16 protein-coding genes are annotated in these 15632 nt (G+C 72.8%); 6 read left to right on the plus strand and 10 right to left on the minus strand.

Going from position 1 to position 15632, the window contains the following annotated elements; all coding sequences use genetic code 11:
* Positions 1-12: 12 nt before the first annotated feature.
* Complete coding sequence (locus tag Q9R28_RS12385) at positions 13-1062, minus strand: biotin/lipoate A/B protein ligase family protein (RefSeq protein WP_066652234.1); 1050 nt, start codon at positions 1060-1062, stop codon at positions 13-15.
* An 83-nt stretch (positions 1063-1145) separates the two neighbouring features.
* Entirely contained in the window at positions 1146-2015 is an 870-nt protein-coding gene (locus Q9R28_RS12390) for an alpha/beta hydrolase (protein ID WP_066657760.1), read from the minus strand.
* Between the two features lie 126 nt (positions 2016-2141).
* On the opposite strand from Q9R28_RS12390, the gene Q9R28_RS12395 reads away from it, so the two are divergent.
* Positions 2142-3083 (plus strand): acetamidase/formamidase family protein, encoded by a 942-nt coding sequence (locus tag Q9R28_RS12395; RefSeq protein WP_311206240.1) that lies wholly within the window; start codon positions 2142-2144, stop codon positions 3081-3083.
* Between the two features lie 403 nt (positions 3084-3486).
* Here the strand turns inward: Q9R28_RS12395 and Q9R28_RS12400 are convergent, their stop codons facing one another.
* Positions 3487-4239: an SDR family NAD(P)-dependent oxidoreductase gene (locus tag Q9R28_RS12400; protein ID WP_066657758.1), complete on the minus strand. Its 753-nt coding sequence runs from the start codon at positions 4237-4239 to the stop codon at positions 3487-3489.
* Positions 4240-4357: 118 nt separating this feature from the next.
* On the opposite strand from Q9R28_RS12400, the gene Q9R28_RS12405 reads away from it, so the two are divergent.
* Together Q9R28_RS12405 and Q9R28_RS12410 are read left to right on the plus strand one after the other, a co-directional pair.
* Positions 4358-4777 (plus strand): MarR family winged helix-turn-helix transcriptional regulator, encoded by a 420-nt coding sequence (locus Q9R28_RS12405; RefSeq protein WP_066652230.1) that lies wholly within the window; start codon positions 4358-4360, stop codon positions 4775-4777.
* On the plus strand, positions 4774-6120 hold the full coding sequence (locus tag Q9R28_RS12410) for an MFS transporter (RefSeq protein WP_066652228.1): 1347 nt from the start codon (positions 4774-4776) through the stop codon (positions 6118-6120). Before Q9R28_RS12405 ends, Q9R28_RS12410 begins: the two co-directional genes overlap by 4 nt.
* Positions 6121-6256: 136 nt before the next feature.
* Here Q9R28_RS12410 and Q9R28_RS12415 read toward each other — a convergent pair whose 3' ends face one another.
* Positions 6257-7150: an alpha-E domain-containing protein gene (locus tag Q9R28_RS12415; RefSeq protein ID WP_209683965.1), complete on the minus strand. Its 894-nt coding sequence runs from the start codon at positions 7148-7150 to the stop codon at positions 6257-6259.
* 146 nt (positions 7151-7296) lie between these two features.
* Here Q9R28_RS12415 and Q9R28_RS12420 point away from each other — a divergent pair, with 146 nt between their 5' ends.
* Positions 7297-7818 carry a MarR family winged helix-turn-helix transcriptional regulator gene (locus Q9R28_RS12420; RefSeq protein ID WP_066652224.1) on the plus strand — a complete coding sequence of 174 codons (522 nt, stop codon included), beginning with the start codon at positions 7297-7299 and terminating at the stop codon, positions 7816-7818.
* Between the two features lie 9 nt (positions 7819-7827).
* Positions 7828-8091, plus strand: coding sequence for a hypothetical protein (locus tag Q9R28_RS12425; protein ID WP_066652222.1), 264 nt, complete (start codon positions 7828-7830; stop codon positions 8089-8091).
* A gap of 13 nt (positions 8092-8104) precedes the next feature.
* Here Q9R28_RS12425 and Q9R28_RS12430 read toward each other — a convergent pair whose 3' ends face one another.
* The 6 genes from Q9R28_RS12430 to Q9R28_RS12455 form a co-directional block, all read right to left on the minus strand.
* Positions 8105-8962, minus strand: coding sequence for an NAD(P)-dependent oxidoreductase (locus tag Q9R28_RS12430; RefSeq protein ID WP_209683967.1), 858 nt, complete (start codon positions 8960-8962; stop codon positions 8105-8107).
* A 142-nt stretch (positions 8963-9104) separates the two neighbouring features.
* Entirely contained in the window at positions 9105-10220 is a 1116-nt protein-coding gene (locus Q9R28_RS12435; RefSeq protein ID WP_311206241.1) for a M23 family metallopeptidase, read from the minus strand.
* A gap of 88 nt (positions 10221-10308) precedes the next feature.
* Positions 10309-10746 (minus strand): hypothetical protein, encoded by a 438-nt coding sequence (locus Q9R28_RS12440; RefSeq protein WP_311206242.1) that lies wholly within the window; start codon positions 10744-10746, stop codon positions 10309-10311.
* Positions 10747-10867: 121 nt separating this feature from the next.
* Positions 10868-11581 carry a lysophospholipid acyltransferase family protein gene (locus tag Q9R28_RS12445; protein WP_311206318.1) on the minus strand — a complete coding sequence of 238 codons (714 nt, stop codon included), beginning with the start codon at positions 11579-11581 and terminating at the stop codon, positions 10868-10870.
* A 126-nt stretch (positions 11582-11707) separates the two neighbouring features.
* Positions 11708-13549 carry a DNA helicase RecQ gene (recQ, locus tag Q9R28_RS12450; RefSeq protein ID WP_209683972.1) on the minus strand — a complete coding sequence of 614 codons (1842 nt, stop codon included), beginning with the start codon at positions 13547-13549 and terminating at the stop codon, positions 11708-11710.
* Between the two features lie 9 nt (positions 13550-13558).
* Positions 13559-14689, minus strand: coding sequence for a CPBP family intramembrane glutamic endopeptidase (locus Q9R28_RS12455; RefSeq protein ID WP_209683974.1), 1131 nt, complete (start codon positions 14687-14689; stop codon positions 13559-13561).
* A 35-nt stretch (positions 14690-14724) separates the two neighbouring features.
* Here Q9R28_RS12455 and Q9R28_RS12460 point away from each other — a divergent pair, with 35 nt between their 5' ends.
* Positions 14725-15609 (plus strand): EamA family transporter, encoded by an 885-nt coding sequence (locus Q9R28_RS12460; RefSeq protein WP_311206243.1) that lies wholly within the window; start codon positions 14725-14727, stop codon positions 15607-15609.
* The last annotated feature ends 23 nt before the right edge of the window (positions 15610-15632 follow it).

Below are 15632 nucleotides of genomic sequence, written 5' to 3' on the forward strand. Positions count from 1 at the left end.
GTCACTGCCCGGTCAGGGCACCCGCTCGAGCCACTCCCGCGTCGCGAACTTCGTCTCGACCAGCTCCCGCGCGCGGGCCCGCTCCGCCTCGGTCACGTGGCCCTCGTGCGCGCCGTAGAGCTTCGTGAAGGTGCCGATCAGCCGGTCGATGATCTCGGCTCGGGTCAGACCGGTCTGCGAACGCAGCGGGTCGACACGCTTGGCGGCCGAGGTCGTCCCCTTGTCGCTCATCTTCTCGCGACCGATGCGGAGCACCTCGACCATCTTCTGGCCGTCCATGTCGTAGCTCATCGTGGCGTGGTGCAGCAGGGCACCGGTGCCGAGCCGCTTCTGCGCCGCGCCGCCGATCTTGCCCTTGGTCGAGGAGATGTCGTTGAGCGGCTGGTAGTACGCGTCGATCCCGAGGGACTTCAGCGCCTCGATCACCCACTCGTCCAGGTAGGCGTACGAGTCGGCGAAGGTCATGCCCTGCACGAGGTCGGTCGGCACGTACAACGAGTACGAGATGATCGCGCCGGCGTCCATGAACATGGCGCCACCGCCGGAGATGCGGCGGACGACCTCGACGCCGTACTTCGCGGCACCGGTCGGGTCGACCTCGTTCTTCAAGGACTGGAACGACCCGATCACGACCGCGGGCTGGTCCCACTCCCAGATGCGCAGGGTCGGACCGCGACGGCCGGCACCGACCTCCTCGGTCAGGACCTGGTCGAGCGCGAGGTGCTCGTTCGGGCTGATCGGCCCCTCGTGCACGATCTCCCAGTCGTACTCCTGCCACGTCGACGCCCGCGAGAGCGCGCGACGGACGGCGACCCCCACCGACTCCGGTGTGAAGCCGAGCAGCACCGCCCCCTCGGGCAGCGCCGTGCGGACCGCGGCGGCGATGCCGGCCGCGTCGGTGGTCGCGGGCAGGCCGTCCACGGCCTGGTCGATCAGCGGCAGCGCGTCGTCCGGCTCGAGGAAGAAGTCACCCGCCAGCCGGAACTCCTGGATGCTCCCGTCGACGACCTCGAGGTCGACGACGACCAGCTTGCCTCCGGGGACCTTGTACTCACCGTGCACAGGGCGAGCCTACGCCCGCCGTCCGCCGGACGGGAGGCACGGGGCACCGCTGCCACGCGCCTCCCGTCCGGCAGCCCGTCGCGTCAGCGCGCCACGTGGCGGTCGAGCCACGCGATCAGGTCGGCGACCACCTCGTCGCGGTTCGTCTCGTTGTAGACCTCGTGCCGCGCCCCGTCGTAGACGTGGACCTGGACGTCCGACAGCCGACCGCGACGGCGGTACGCCTGGGCGAGCCGCTCCACGGAACGGGGGCCGCCGAGGGTGTCGTCCGATCCGACCTGCAGCAGGATCGGCAGGTCGTGCGGGATGCCTCGGCGTGGCACGCCGAGCAGCCGCGCGGCGTCACGGACGCCGAAGAGCTTGATCACGTCGGCCTCGACCGCGAGCGGGTCGGCGGCGATCGCGTCGATGACGGCCCGGTCGCGCGTGATCCACTCGAACTTCGTCGGTCCGGAGCCCGCGTGCCGGGCGTTCAGGTCGCCGCTGTTCATCCACCCGGGCAGTCGGTACGCCGTGGCGGAGAGCACGACCCCGTCGTACCGCTCCGACGAGGTGTTCACGATCCGCTGTGCCATGAGCGACCCCCACGAGTGCCCGACGAGCACGAGCGGGACGCCGGGGTCCTGCGCGCGGGCGACGTCGCTCATCTGCTCCACGGCCGCGATCGCCGCACGCAGGCCACCGGGTCCGAGCCGTCCGAGCCGCGCGTGGTCCCCGTCCCACTGCGCCAGACCGGTCCGGCCGTGCCCGCGGTGGTCGTTCGCGTGCACGGTGTACCCGGCACGGACGAGGTCCTGCGCGAGCGGCTCGTACCGGAGTCCGTGCTCCCCGACGCCGTGCGCGATCTGCACGATGCCCTTCGGCCTGGCGGCGCGCCAGGTCGAGTAGACGATCTCGACGCCGTGCGCGTCGGTGAACGAGGAGTCCCCTCGAGCGGCGGAGAAGGTGGGCACGGGTCGATCCTCGCAGACGTGGGGGCGGCGTTGGCGGTCCGTGGCGTGTCCGTCCGGCGTCCACGCAGCCGGCTCGGAGCCTGCGCATGTCCACCAGGAACGCTGCACGCCTGGGAGGATCGACCGGTGACCTCCCACCGCATCGATGCCTCGCCCGACACCGCTGTCGACGTCCTCACCGCGGAACGCGAGCCCGTGCTCCGCCTCGAGGACGGTGACACCGTGACCGTTCGGACGCTGAGCGCCGCGGGCTACACCGAACGGCTGGCCGCGCCGGGGGCGGACGCGCCGACGCTCCTCGATCCGCGACGCGGGCACTGCCTGGTCGGACCGATCGCGGTCGCGGGAGCGCGACCCGGACAGGTGCTCGCCGTGCGCTTCGACGCGCTGGTGCCGGACGACTGGGGCTACACCGGGTCCGGCGGCGTCGACACCCCGGTCAACCGGGCGCTCGGGCTCGTCGACGCTGCGTCGCGCGGGCCGCTGCTCTGGGACGTCGACGCGGACGCCGGCACGGCGTGGAACCAGCTCGGGCTGGGCGTCCGGACCGCGCCGTTCCTCGGCGTGGTCGGTCTGCCGCCGGAGCCCACCGGGGAGCACTCGACGATCCCGCCGCGTCCGCTCGGCGGGGGCAACATCGACTGCCGAGAACTGGTCGCCGGCGCGACGCTGTACCTGCCCGTCACCGTGCCGGACGCGCTGCTCTCCGTCGGGGACGGGCACGCCGCACAGGGCGACGGCGAGGTCTCCGGCACCGCGGTCGAGTGCGGCATGACCACCACGATGACGCTGTCCCTGCTCGACCACGCCCCGGTCGAGGGCGTCCACGCCGACACCCCTGCCGGCCACATCACGTTCGGGTTCGACGCCGACCTCAACACGGCGACGACGACGGCGCTCGACCGGATGGTCGACTGGATCGTCGGGCTGCACGGGATCACCCGCGGGCAGGCACTGGCGATGGCGAGCGTCGCGGTGAGCATGCGCGTCACCCAGGTCGCGAACCGGACCTGGGGCGTGCACGCACTGCTCCCCCACGACGCGATCCTCGCGCCCGACGCAGGCTGAGCGCCCGACGCGAGCCGACGGTCCATCGGCACCACGCGCCGGGACGGGGAGGCGCGACCAGCGTGCTCGACGTCGGGGACTCGGGTCGCGCCTCCTGTCTGCCCGCTCCTTCCCATGACACTCGCGATGCATGGAGAGAACGGGCGTACCTGACCGGAAGTTCCGACCAGGTACGCCCGGACCGACCAGGTACGCCCGGACCGACCAGGCGCGCCACCATGCTCGTCGCGTCCGCGCTGGCGAGACGGCGCGCTCGAGCCGCGCCGCGCCTCCCGTTCGCCCGTTCTTTCCCATCGCACCTGCGATGGAAGGTGAGAACGGGCGTACCTGGTCGATCGTTGCGATCAGGTACGCCCGTTCTCACCGGGTACGCCCGATCCGACCAAGTACACCCGCTCCGGGGTCAGTGCGCGGAGTACCCGCCGTCGACCAGGTGGTAGCTGCCGCTGATGAACGAGGCCTTGTCGCTCAGCAGGAACAGCACGAGCGCTGCGACCTCGGCATCGGTACCGAGCCGCTTCGCCGCGTGCTCACCCTCGAGCGCCGCGAGCTCCTCGGCGGAGAGCGACGACCGGACGAGCGGGGTGTCGATGAACCCGGGACCGACCGCGTTCGTGCGGACACCCTGCGCCGTGTACTCGAGCGCCGCGACCTTGGTCAGCCCGACGAGCGCGTGCTTCGACGCCACGTACGCGGCGTTGTGCGCGATGCCGACCGACCCCAGCACCGACGCCATGTTCACGATCGCGCCACCACCGGCAGCCAGGATCGCCGGGATCTCGTAGCGGAGCCCGTAGAAGACGCCGTCGAGGTCGACCGCGCGGACCCGGTCCCACGCCTCGACGTCGTACTCGCCGATGGGCTGGGGAGCCGCACCGATGCCGGCGTTGTTCACCGCGAGGTGGAGCGCGCCGTAGGTGTCGACCGCGTGCTGGACCATCCGCTCGTTGTCGCCCGCGACCGCGGAGTTCGCCTCGAACGCACTCGCGGTGCCCCCGGCACCCTCGATCTCGGCCACGACGCGCTGCGCGGCCTCGGCCTTGATGTCGGTGACGACGACCCGCGCGCCCGCGGCCGCGAGCTCCTTCGCGATCGCAGCCCCGATGCCGCTGCCGCCACCGGTGACGACGGCGACCCTGCCCTCGAACTCGGACATGTTCTCCTTCTTCCTCGACGTTCCGTCGATCGTGCACAAAGCAACACGTGTTGCGTACGCAGCGTACACCTCGCGCAGACCAGTTCGTTCGCTGAACTAATGAGGTAGGCTAACGGTCGTGCCCGACACCTCACTCGCCACCGACCTCCGCGTCGCGGTGGCCCGGTTGTCCCGGACGCTGCGCGCACAGAAGGTCGACGCGAGCATGACGGACGGCCAGTTCTCGGCCCTCGCGCGACTGCACCGCGAGGGCGCCATGACCCTCGCCGAGCTCAGCCGGCAGGACGGCGTCACACCGCCGAGCATGACGAAGTCGATCGCGGTGCTCGTGGACCGCGGCCTCGTGTCGAAGGTCGACCACGGCGACGACCGCCGCAAGGTCCTGCTCGCCGCGACCCCGGCCGGAGCGACCTTCGTCGAGGAGACCCGGCGCCGCCGCGACGACTGGCTCTCCCCGCGCCTCACGACCCTGACCGCCACCGAGCGCCGCACCCTCGCCGAGGCCACCGAGATCATGAGGAGGCTTGCCCAGCAGTGACCGCCCTGTTCCGCTCCCTGTCCACCCGCAACTACCGCATCTGGTTCGCCGGGGCCCTGGTCTCCAACGTCGGCACCTGGATGCAGCGCACCGCCCAGGACTGGATCGTCCTGACGAAGCTGTCCGACAACGACGCGATCGCGGTCGGCATCACGATGGCGCTGCAGTTCGGTCCGCAGCTGCTCCTGCTCCCGCTGACCGGCCTGGCTGCGGACCGCTTCGACCGGCGGCGGATGCTCATGCTGACGCAGGGACTCATGGGCGCCCTCGGGCTCGGCCTCGGGATCATGGTCCTCACCGACACGGCGACCCTGTGGTCCCTGTACGGCTTCGCCCTGGCGCTCGGCATCGTCGCCGCGTTCGACACCCCGATCCGGCAGGCGTTCGTCTCCGACGTCGTGCAGGGCGAGCACGTCTCGAACGCCGTCGCGCTGAACTCGGCGTCCTTCAACGCCGCCCGGCTCATCGGGCCCGCGGTCGCGGGGGTGCTCATCGCCGCGATCGGGTCCGGCTGGGTGTTCGTCATCAACGCCGGCTCGTTCCTGGCCGTCCTCGTCGCGCTCCGCTTCGTCGACCCAGCCCAGCTCGCCGAACGCGTGCGCGCGAAGCGCGGGAAGGGGCAGATCCTCGCCGGCTTCACCTACGTGCGGACCCGTCCGGACATCATCGTGGTGCTCTGCATGATCTTCGTCGTGGGGACCTTCGGCGTGAACTTCCCCATCTTCACCTCGACCATGGCGCGGGTCGAGTTCGGCAAGGGTGCCGGCGAGTTCGGCCTGCTGAACTCCGTCATGGCGATCGGTTCGGTCGCCGGCGCGCTCCTCTCCGCCCGGCGGGACCGCCCGCGGATGCGGACCCTCGTCGTCGCCTCGGCCGGCTTCGGCCTGGCGTGCACGGCGGCGGCCCTCGCCCCGACGTACTGGACCTTCGCGGTCGTGCTCGTCTTCGTCGGCCTGGCCTCGCTCACCTTCATGACCACGGCCAACGCGCTCGTGCAGACCACCACGAAGCCCGCGATGCGCGGTCGCGTGATGGCGCTGTACATGGCGATCTTCGCCGGGGGCACGCCGATCGGCGCCCCGGTGGTGGGCGCCGTCGCGGATGCGTGGGGGCCACGCTGGGCGATCGTGGTGGGAGCCGCGTCGGGCTTCGTCGCGCTCGCGATCGCCCTGGTCTGGCTCGTCCGCTGGGAACACCTGCGGCTGCGGTACGACGCCGACGCCCGACTGCACCTCGCGGTCACGCACGCGGTGCCGGTGGTCGGCACGCGGGCGTCGCGTGCCGCGCTGCGGCGCGACCTGGAGCGCGACGAGGCGGTGGCGGACCGGTCCAGCTCGGTCTGAGCGTCGGGACCGTCGGCCAGGAGGCACGGGCCACCCCCGCCGCGCGCGCACCGCGACGGGATGCCGGCCGGGAGGCACGGTGCCAGCCCGCCACGATCCTCCCGTCCGGCGCTGTGCCCCGCCCGACGACCGCAGCTCAGCGCGCGGGGGTCGCGACCGTGAAGACGCGGTCCTCGAGCGCCGCGACGACGGCGTCGACCGCGGCGGCGAGTCCCTCGGCGGCGGCTCGGATCCGGTCCGGAGCACCGACCTCCACGCGTCCGAGCGCCGAACGCGCGACCCGGAACGCGGCGACCTGGTCCCCCACGCAGGCGGGCGCGACGTCCGCGAGGCAGTCGTCGGCGCGCGCCGCGAGGAACGCGAGCGACCGCGGACTGTGCGACTCGTGGAGCAGGAACCCGGCGGCGTCCCGCGGATCGACGCCGTGGTGGTCGCGCCCCCGCCGGAAGGCCTCGCCGGCACCGCACGCCCGCAGCGCGGTGGTCCACGACGCCGCCGACCCCGCATCGACGAGCGACGACGCCAGCAACCGCGCCGTGAGGCCGCACCGCAGCAGGGACCTGCCCAGGGTGAAGAACTCCCACACCTCGTCGCGGCTGACGTCACCCTCGACGACGCCGACGGCCAGCGCGCTCCGTTCCCGCACCCACGCGAGGAACTCGTGCGCCCGGTCGACGGCGACCTTGCGCGGCATGCGCGACCGGGTGACGTCGAGGCAGTCCCAGAGCTCGGTGGACACGACCTCGCGCGCGCGACGGGCGTGGTCCCGTGCCACACCGACCGCGTGTGCGACCGAGGCGGGTTCGTGCCGGTCGAGCGCGAGCGACTCGACGACGGCCGCACGCTCACGGCGTCGTGCGGGCGCGCGTGCCCCCACGACGCGGTGCAGCACGGAGCCGACCGTGGACTCCTCCTCGACCACACCCGCGTCGGGCCGGACGACGTAGACGTCGAGCATCCTCGCGACCACGTCGGCCCGCTCCACCGCGCTCCCGACGTGGAACACGCTCCCCGCGAGTCGGCTCAGCACGTCGGCTCCTGCATGCGGCGAAGCTACCGAGCGGGCGTTGCGGCGGTGTTTCGGGACCGCGTCACGGGTGTTGCGAGCCATCCGGCAGACGCGCTCCCAGGGGACACTCGCTAGACAATCTAACTAGAGCGTCTAGCATTGTCCGTATGACGACCGAGGTGACGAACACCACCACGGGCTTCTGGTACGGGTCAGGATCCAGGGTCGACGCGGTGGACGTACTGAACGCGCTCCGTAGGTACCGGAGTGCCGAGAGCGCTGCCCAGCGCCGGGCGCGCGAGGCACTCGGCATCGGCGAGAACGCACTGCTCGCGCTCCGGGTCCTGCTGGACGCCGAGTCCGAGGGACGCTCCGTCAACGCGAAGGAACTCGCCGACCGACTCGAGATCACGCCGGCGTCGACGTCGGCACTCGTGGACCGACTCGTCCGCAGCGGTCACGTCGAACGACACCCCGACCCCCACGACCGCCGCGGGGTCATCCTCACCGCGTCCGGCGGGTCGATGCGGCAGGTGCTGCGGGTGATCGACCAGCTCGACACGCGCGCGATCGAGGTCGCCGAGCACCTGCCCCAGACCGACATGTCGGTCATCGTCGCGTTCCTCGAGGAGATGGCCCGGGTCGTCGACCACGACGAGGACGCGGCCGACACGGAGCGCTCCGCGTAGCCTCGTCCCATGCCCAGCGCACCGGACGAACCCGTCGGGGTCCCACCGCTCGGTCCGCGGTCGCAGGAGCCGGGCCGCGAGCACGCGCGCGACCCCGAGGACGACATGCCGCTCGCCGAGCTCGACGCGCGTGCCCGGGCCGACGCCGCACTCCGGCGCATCCGGAACGGCGCCGACCCCGCGCGGGAGGCCTTCGACCTGGCGAACACGATGAACGACGAGGCCGTCGGACGGCTCCGCGGCGCCGTGCTGCGCTGGCTGCGCCGAGACTGACCCGGCTGGCGGCCTACCGCTGGTCGTCGGCGAAGGCGGTGCCCACCGCAGCGATGTCGTCGGCGCCGTGCCCGGCTGCACTGGCGTCGGCGTAGACCCGGTCGAGCGCGTCGAGGAGGGTCGTCGACACCCCCGCGGTCCGTGCCGCGTCGCCGATCAGCCCGATGTCCTTCCGCAGGCCGTCGAGGGCGAACTGTGGCGCCAGGTCACCGCCGATCATCGCTGCACCCTTCGTGTGCGCGTAGGGCGAGTCGCTCGCGGTGCCGTCGATCGCGTCGAGGAACAGCTGCGGGTCGAGTCCGAGCGCACGGGCGATCGCGAGCGACTGGCCGGTGGCGGCGGTGATCGACGCGACCCAGGCGTTGGCCGCGAGCTTCAGGGCCGTGCCGTCGCCGACCCGCTCCCCCGCGCGGACGGTCTTCGCCCCGATGGCGTCGAGCACCGGGTCCACACGGTCGAGCACGTCCGACGGGCCGGCGGCCAGCATGGTGAGCTTGCCCTGCTCCGCCGGGGCCTTCGTTCCGAGCATCATCGCCTCGACGAGGGTGATGCCGTACTTCTCGGCCAACTGCACCACGGTCTCGGTCCCCGCGACGCCGATGGTCGAGGCCTGCACCCACACGGCGTCCGCGGGAGCGTCCCCGGCAGCGGTCTCGAGGACGTCGACGACCGCATCGGTGTCGAAGAGCGTCAGCAGGACGACCTCGGCGTCGCTCACCGCCGCGGCAGCGTCCGTCGCCACGGTGGCGCCGGCGTCGCCGAGCGGGCGGGCCTTGTCGGCGCTGCGGTTCCACACGGTCACCCGGTGGCCCTCGCGCAGCAGCGACCCCGCGACCCCTGCACCCATCGTCCCCGTACCCAGCACCGTCACGCGCACCACTGTCTCCGTCCTGCGTCCGGCACCCTGCCGACGTCGCTCTCGACGCTACGCCTGCGCGGCCCGACCAGCCTGACCCGACCAGCCTGGCCCGGTCGGCGTGCGGACGCCGACACCCGTCGCCGGTGCGACCCGTTCAGAGCAGGCCGCGAGCGGCGAGCCACGGGGCCGGATCGATCGGCGTCCCGCCGACGATGACCTCGAAGTGCAGGTGCGGGCCGGTGGAGACCCCGGTGCTGCCCACGGCGCCGAGCTGTTCGCCGGCCGACAGCGTCTGCCCGGGCAGGACGTCGATGCGGGACAGGTGCCCGTACCGCGTCTGCGTGCCGTCCGGATGTGCGAGGAGCACCTGGTTGCCGTACCCGCCGAGCGGCCCGGCGGACACGACCCGTCCGGGCATCGCGGCGACGACGGGCGTCCCGGATGCCGCGGCGAAGTCGAGCCCGTGGTGGTTCGTCGAGCACGCACCGCACCCGGCGACCTGCCGACCGCCGAAGCCTCCGGCGGTCGGGATCGTCCCCGCGACGGGACGGACCACGTCCGAGCCCGTCGTGATCTGCACGCGGCCGTGTCGATCGCCACCCGCCCGGGTCGCCTGCACGTCGAAGCCGTCGCGGATGACGGTGACGGTGACGCCGGACGCGACGCGGTAGTGCTGCTCCGGCGCCGGGGCGACCTGGTGCGCGGGTGCGGATGCGGGTGCGGCGCCGAGACCGAACCCGGTGGGGTCGTCGAGTGCGGCGGCCGGGGTCGACACGGAGACGACCAGGCAGGCTGCGAGGGCGGACGCCGTCACCGGGAGGAGTCGCGAGGACGACCCCGATCGGGCCGCCGGCAGCGCCGCGGGACGCTGAGGCCGACCGACAGCGACGCCCCGGCGGAGCTCGGGGACGTGCCGGTCACGCCCGGGTCGCCCGGACATGCGCAGGTCGGGCACGCGCAGGTCGGGCACGCGCAGGCCGTGCTTGCCGTGCTTGCCGAGCCTGCCGAGCCTGCCGGGACGATCGGCGGACCGGCGAGGGGCGCGGAGGTCACGACGACTCGGCAGGGCTGCTCCGGACCGAGCGCCGTCGATGGTGGTGGTGGTGGACACCGAGGCGGCGGCAGGGGGGACCGCCGCCCCGGCGGTCTGGTGGCCGACACGGACGGACCGGGCAGCTGCGTCGTTCGCCGCTCGGCGGGCCGCTCCGCGGGGGCGGATCGGTGCCGTCGGTGCCGAACCGGGGGCGCTGTCGGTCGTGGTCGTCGTCATCGTGTCGGGAGATCGGATCGGGTGTGTCGGGATCGGGTGCGTCGGGACGCTCGGACGTCGTCCGTCATCGGTGGCGGTGCCGGTCGGCTCAGCCGCGGACGACGCCGTCGCGCGTGATGCGCTCGAGCTCCCCGACGACGGCGTCGACGACCGCGCGGGTGATCGCGTCGGTCACCGCTTCGACCAGGGCGAGCTGGTCGGGCGAGACGGCGACCTCGTTCGGGAGCGCGGTCCCGACCCGCTGCGGGATCTCGTCGATCGCGGCGACGAGGGCAGCAGGCACCAGGGCGGACCGCATCGGGGACACGGGGGCCGTCAGCGGCGAGGTGGGTGCGGGGACGACCCGGGTGCGTGCGGCGGTGACGGAGACCGCTGCTGCCGGAGCGGGCGTCGCCGTCGGGGCCGGTGCCGGTGCCGGTGCCGGTGCCGCCGGAAGGGTCACCGCGGGCTGGGCCTGTTCCGGAGCCGTGGTCGCGGCGCGGGAGGCCCGACGCGAGATCGAGTCGAAGAGGGGCGTGGAGGACATGCTGCTTGCCTTCCGGTCAGTGGTGGATCGGGCCGTCCTGAGCGGTCCGACTGGGCTCGTGCCTCGGGCACGAGGACGATTCAACCACTGATATTCCGAATGTGCAATAGCGCGTTCCAGATCAGTCCGGCTCGACCGCCTGCGTCGGGTCGTCGCGCCGCAGCACCTGCTTGACCCGCTCGACGATCGTCGACGGCGGGTTGTTGTAGGCGTTCGCGGGTTCCTGCCCGCTCAACGCCTGGATCGCGTCCATCACGGCGTCGGTCGCGTGGCGCCGCGCACGGCCGGACGACGCCTCGCCGAAGTGGGACAGTTCCATCGGTGCGCCGAACTCGATGGTGACGCGGGCGAGCCGCGGCAGCCGCGAGCCGACGGGCTGTACGTCCTCGGTGCCGGTGAGTGCGACCGGCACCACCGGCGCCCCGCTCGTCAGCGCCAACCAGGCCACGCCGGTCCGACCCTTGTAGAGCCGACCGTCGAGGGACCGGGTGCCCTCGGGGTAGATGGCGAAGGCCTCGCCGGCCTCGAGCCGCTCGAGCCCGAGGTCGAGGGCGTGCTGCGCCGCGGCTCCCGCTCCGCGTTCGACCCCGATGGCACCGATCCCGCCGAAGAACGCGCGCGAAACCGCACCACGCACACCGGTCCCGGTGAAGTACTCCTGCTTGGCCAGGAACGACACCTTGCGCGGCGCCATGAGGGTGATCGCCGGAGAGTCGATGAACGACCGGTGGTTGCTCGCCAGGATGACCGGCCCGTGCTTCGGTACGTTCTTCCGTCCCACGATGCGCGGTCGCCAGACCAGGCGCGCGAGCGGGGTCACCACCGCACGGCTCATCGTGGTGGCGAACTTCGTCGTACCGGGCAACCGGGCCTCCTCGTCGTGGGAGGTTCCGAGTGTAGTGAGCGTCGGGCGGGCCACATTCCGTCTGCGGAATGCATCTGCGCGGCAACCGCCGGCGGCTCAGTCCGCGTGCGCTGCGACCACGTCGAGGACCGCGCGCCCGTACCGCTCGAGCTTCGCGCCGCCGATGCCGGAGATCTCGCTGAGGGCGTCCTCGTCCGCCGGCTTCACCGCAGCGATCCCCCGCAGCGTCGCGTCGTTGAACACCACGTAGGCGGGGACCCCCTGCTCCCGGGCCTGCGCCGCACGCCAGGCACGCAGCGCCTCGAACAGGCCGAGCGCCTCCTGCGGCACGTCGGTGACCGCCTGACGTCGCACCCGTTGACCCCGCGGAGCCTTCACCGGGTCGCGACGCATCAGCACGCGCGTACGACCGCTCAGGACCTCGGCGCTCGTGGGGCTGAGGACGATCGTGCCGAAGCCGTCGCCCGACACCGCCGCGTAGCCCTGCGCCAGGAGCTGCCGGGCGACCGCACGCCACTCCCCCTCGCCCAGGTCGTTGCCGATGCCGAACGTGGCGAGCGAGTCGTGCCGCAGCTCCTGCACGCGGGGCGACTGCTTGCCGACCAGGATGTCCACGAGGTGCGCGACGCCGTACCGCTGGCCGCGCTCACGCTCCAGCCGGACCACGGTCGACAGGAACTTCTGCGCGGGCACGGTGCCGTCCCACGGCTCGGGCGGCGCAATGCAGGTGTCGCAGTTCCCGCAGGCCGTGGACTCCTGCCCGAAGTACGCCAGCAACCGCACCCGGCGGCACTCGATCGTCTCGCACAGCGCGAGCATGGCGTCGAGGTGGGCGCTGAGCTGCCGCCGGTGCGCCGCGTCGCCCTCGGACTGGTCGATCATCCGGCGCTGCTGCACGACGTCGTTCAACCCGTAGGCGAGCCACGCCGTCGAGGGCAGCCCGTCACGACCCGCACGGCCGGTCTCCTGGTAGTACCCCTCGACCGACTTCGGCAGGTCGAGGTGCGCCACGAACCGCACGTCCGGCTTGTCGATGCCCATGCCGAAGGCGATCGTCGCGACCATGACGATGCCGTCCTCACGGAGGAACGTCGACTGGTTGCGCTCACGGACCTTCGCGTCGAGGCCGGCGTGGTACGGCAGCGCCGGGATCCCCTGGTCGGCGAGGGCGGCCGCGGTGCGTTCGACCGAGTTGCGGGACAGGCAGTAGACGATCCCGGCGTCGCCGCTGTGCTCGGTGCGGATGAACGTCAGCAGCTGCTGCAGCGCACCGGTCTTCGGCTCGATGCGGTACTGGATGTTCGGCCGGTCGAAGTCGGCCACGAAGTGCGCGGCGTCGTCGAGCCCGAGGCGGCCGGAGATCTCGCGGTGGGTCTGCGGCGTCGCTGTCGCGGTGAGGGCGACGCGCGGCACCGTCGGCCAGCGCTCGTGCAGCACGCTGAGCTCGAGGTAGTCGGGGCGGAAGTCGTGGCCCCACTGGGCCACACAGTGTGCCTCGTCGATGGCGAACAGGGCGATGCGTGCGCGGTCGAGCAGGGATCGGGTCGACTCGAGTCGCAGGCGCTCGGGCGCGAGGTAGAGCATGTCGACCTCGCCGGAGACGACCGCCCGTTCGACCCGGGCGCGCTCGTCGGGGCCCTGGGTGGAGTTGAGGAACGCGGCGCGGACACCGTTGGCGGCGAGGGCGTCGACCTGGTCCTGCATGAGGGCGATGAGCGGCGAGACGACCACGCCGACGCCGTCACGGACGAGCGCGGGCACCTGGTAGCAGAGCGACTTGCCGCCACCGGTCGGCATGAGCACGAGCGCGTCGCCGCCGGAGACGACCTGGTCGATGATCGCGGCCTGCTCGCCGCGGAAGGCGTCGTACCCCCACACGCGGTGCAGGACGTCGAGCGCGGCAGCCCGCGACGGCGAGGTCGTGGTCGTCGTGCTCATGCACCCAGCCTACGAGCGCGGGGCGACACCCACCGTCTCGTCCACAGGCACCGCGTCGTCCGGGCCGGCCGCCGACGTGTCCCGGTCCGTCTCGGGACCGCGGGCCGGTGCGGCTGCCCAGCCCGTGCCTCCCGGCAGGGTCCACTGCCGACCGCCCGCCCAGACCGGAACCGGACCGCGGAAGCGGGGCGCCTCGTGTCCCGGGAAGCGACGGTCGAGCCCCCGCCACCACGCGAGGAGCTCGATCATGCCCCAGAACGCGAGCGAGGTCGCGAGCGTGACCAGGAAGCCACCCGCGGTGCCGTCCGAGGCGTCGAGGTCGACCTTCGACCAGCCGGGGGCCTGCAGCACGAAGATCATGATGTTGTTGAAGGCGTGCTGGAGGACGGTGGCCTCCATGCCCCCGGTCCGCAGCACGATGATCGCGGCGATCAGCCCGAACGAGCCGACGTCGAGGATGCCCCACACGTTGTAGCCGTTCGGGATGTGCCCCGCGGCGAACACGACCGTCGACACCGCGACGGCGACGACGACGCCGACGATCCGCACCGGGATCCACGATGCGATCGTCTGGACCAGGAAACCGCGGAAGACGTACTCCTCCGCTGCACCCTGGAAGGGCACGAGCACCAGGACCATCACGATCGTGAAGGTCAGGGTGGCGGGCGAGACCGTCGACTGCCCGATGGCGTCATGGTCCCAGCCGAAGCCGCCGTCGAACGAGAACATCCCCCACGTCTGCAGCAGGAACATCGGGATCGCGATGACGAGCGTGGGGAGCAGGCACCACAGCGTCCACCGCCAGCGCACCCGGAAGCGCGTCGACGACAGGATGCCCGCCGGGCCGATCCGGGCGATCTTCACCGCGAGCAGGATGCCGGGCAGCAGCACCACGAGCGACAGCAGGGTCAGCGACAGGATGAGCGGGTCCGTGGGGTCGAGGGCGCCGCTCGTCAGGTCGTCCTGGAACCCGATCAGCCCCTCGGCGCCCTGCGTCGCACCGATCGGCACGAAGTACGCCACCGCGAGGACGATCTGCGTCACGACGTAGTACCCGACGAGGAACGCGAGCGCGACCAGCGGACGCCACCAGCGCCAACGGGCATCGACACGGGGCAGGCGGTGGTAGGGAACGCTCACCCGCGCAGGCTACCGGCACGGGCAGGATGGGAGCCGTGCTCTCCGTCCTGCTCGGCCTGACCGGTGCGGTCGTCTACGGGGCGGCCGACTTCCTCGGCGGCCTCGCCGCACGCCGGGTCCGGGCCGTGGTCGTCGCGGCCGCCGCTGCGGCGGTCGGGCTGGTCCCGCTCGGTGCCGGGGTGCCGCTCGTGGGCGCGGCGTTCTCGACCGGCGCGGTCGTCGCGGGGACGGCCGCGGGTGTCTCCGGGTCCGTGGCGGTGCTGCTGCTGTACCGGGCGCTGGCCGTCGGCCCGATGAGCGTGCTGTCGCCGCTGACGGCGGTGTTCGCCGCACTCACCCCGGTCGTCGTCGCGCTGCTGGGCGGGACGGTGCTGTCGTTCGCGGCGTCGGTCGCGCTCGTGGTCGCGGTGCTCGCGGTCGTGCTGGTCGCGGCGGTGCGGGACTCCTCGGGTGCACGGGTGACCGCGGTCGGGGTGGCCACGGCAGCGGTGGCGGGGTGCGGGTTCGGCGGGATCGTGCTCGCGTACGACGCGGCACCCGGGGACGCCGGGGTCGCGACGCTCCTGGTCGGGCGGGTGGTGCAGGCGGTGCTGCTCGGCGCCGTGGCGGTCGCGGTGGCGGCGCGGTCGGGGCCGGTGCGGTGGCGGGGTCCGTTCCGCTGGCCGCGCTGGTCACGGCCGACGGTGGTCGCCGTGGTGGCGTGCGGGGTGCTCGACGCCCTCGCGAACGCCTGCATCCAGGCGGCGCTGCACGTCGGTTCGGGCGACGCCACGCTCCCGGTGGTGAGCGTCCTCAACGCGCTGTACCCGATCGGCACGGTGGTGCTCGCCGGCGTCGTGCTGCGCGAACGGCTGACCGCGGTGCAGTGGACGGGGATCGTGCTCGCGTTCGTGGCCGCGGTCGGACTGGCGCTGGCCTAGCGGGCGTCGAGCCTCGGGCGTCG

The organism is Curtobacterium sp. BRD11, assembly GCF_031844345.1.
Lineage (GTDB): Bacteria > Actinomycetota > Actinomycetes > Actinomycetales > Microbacteriaceae > Curtobacterium.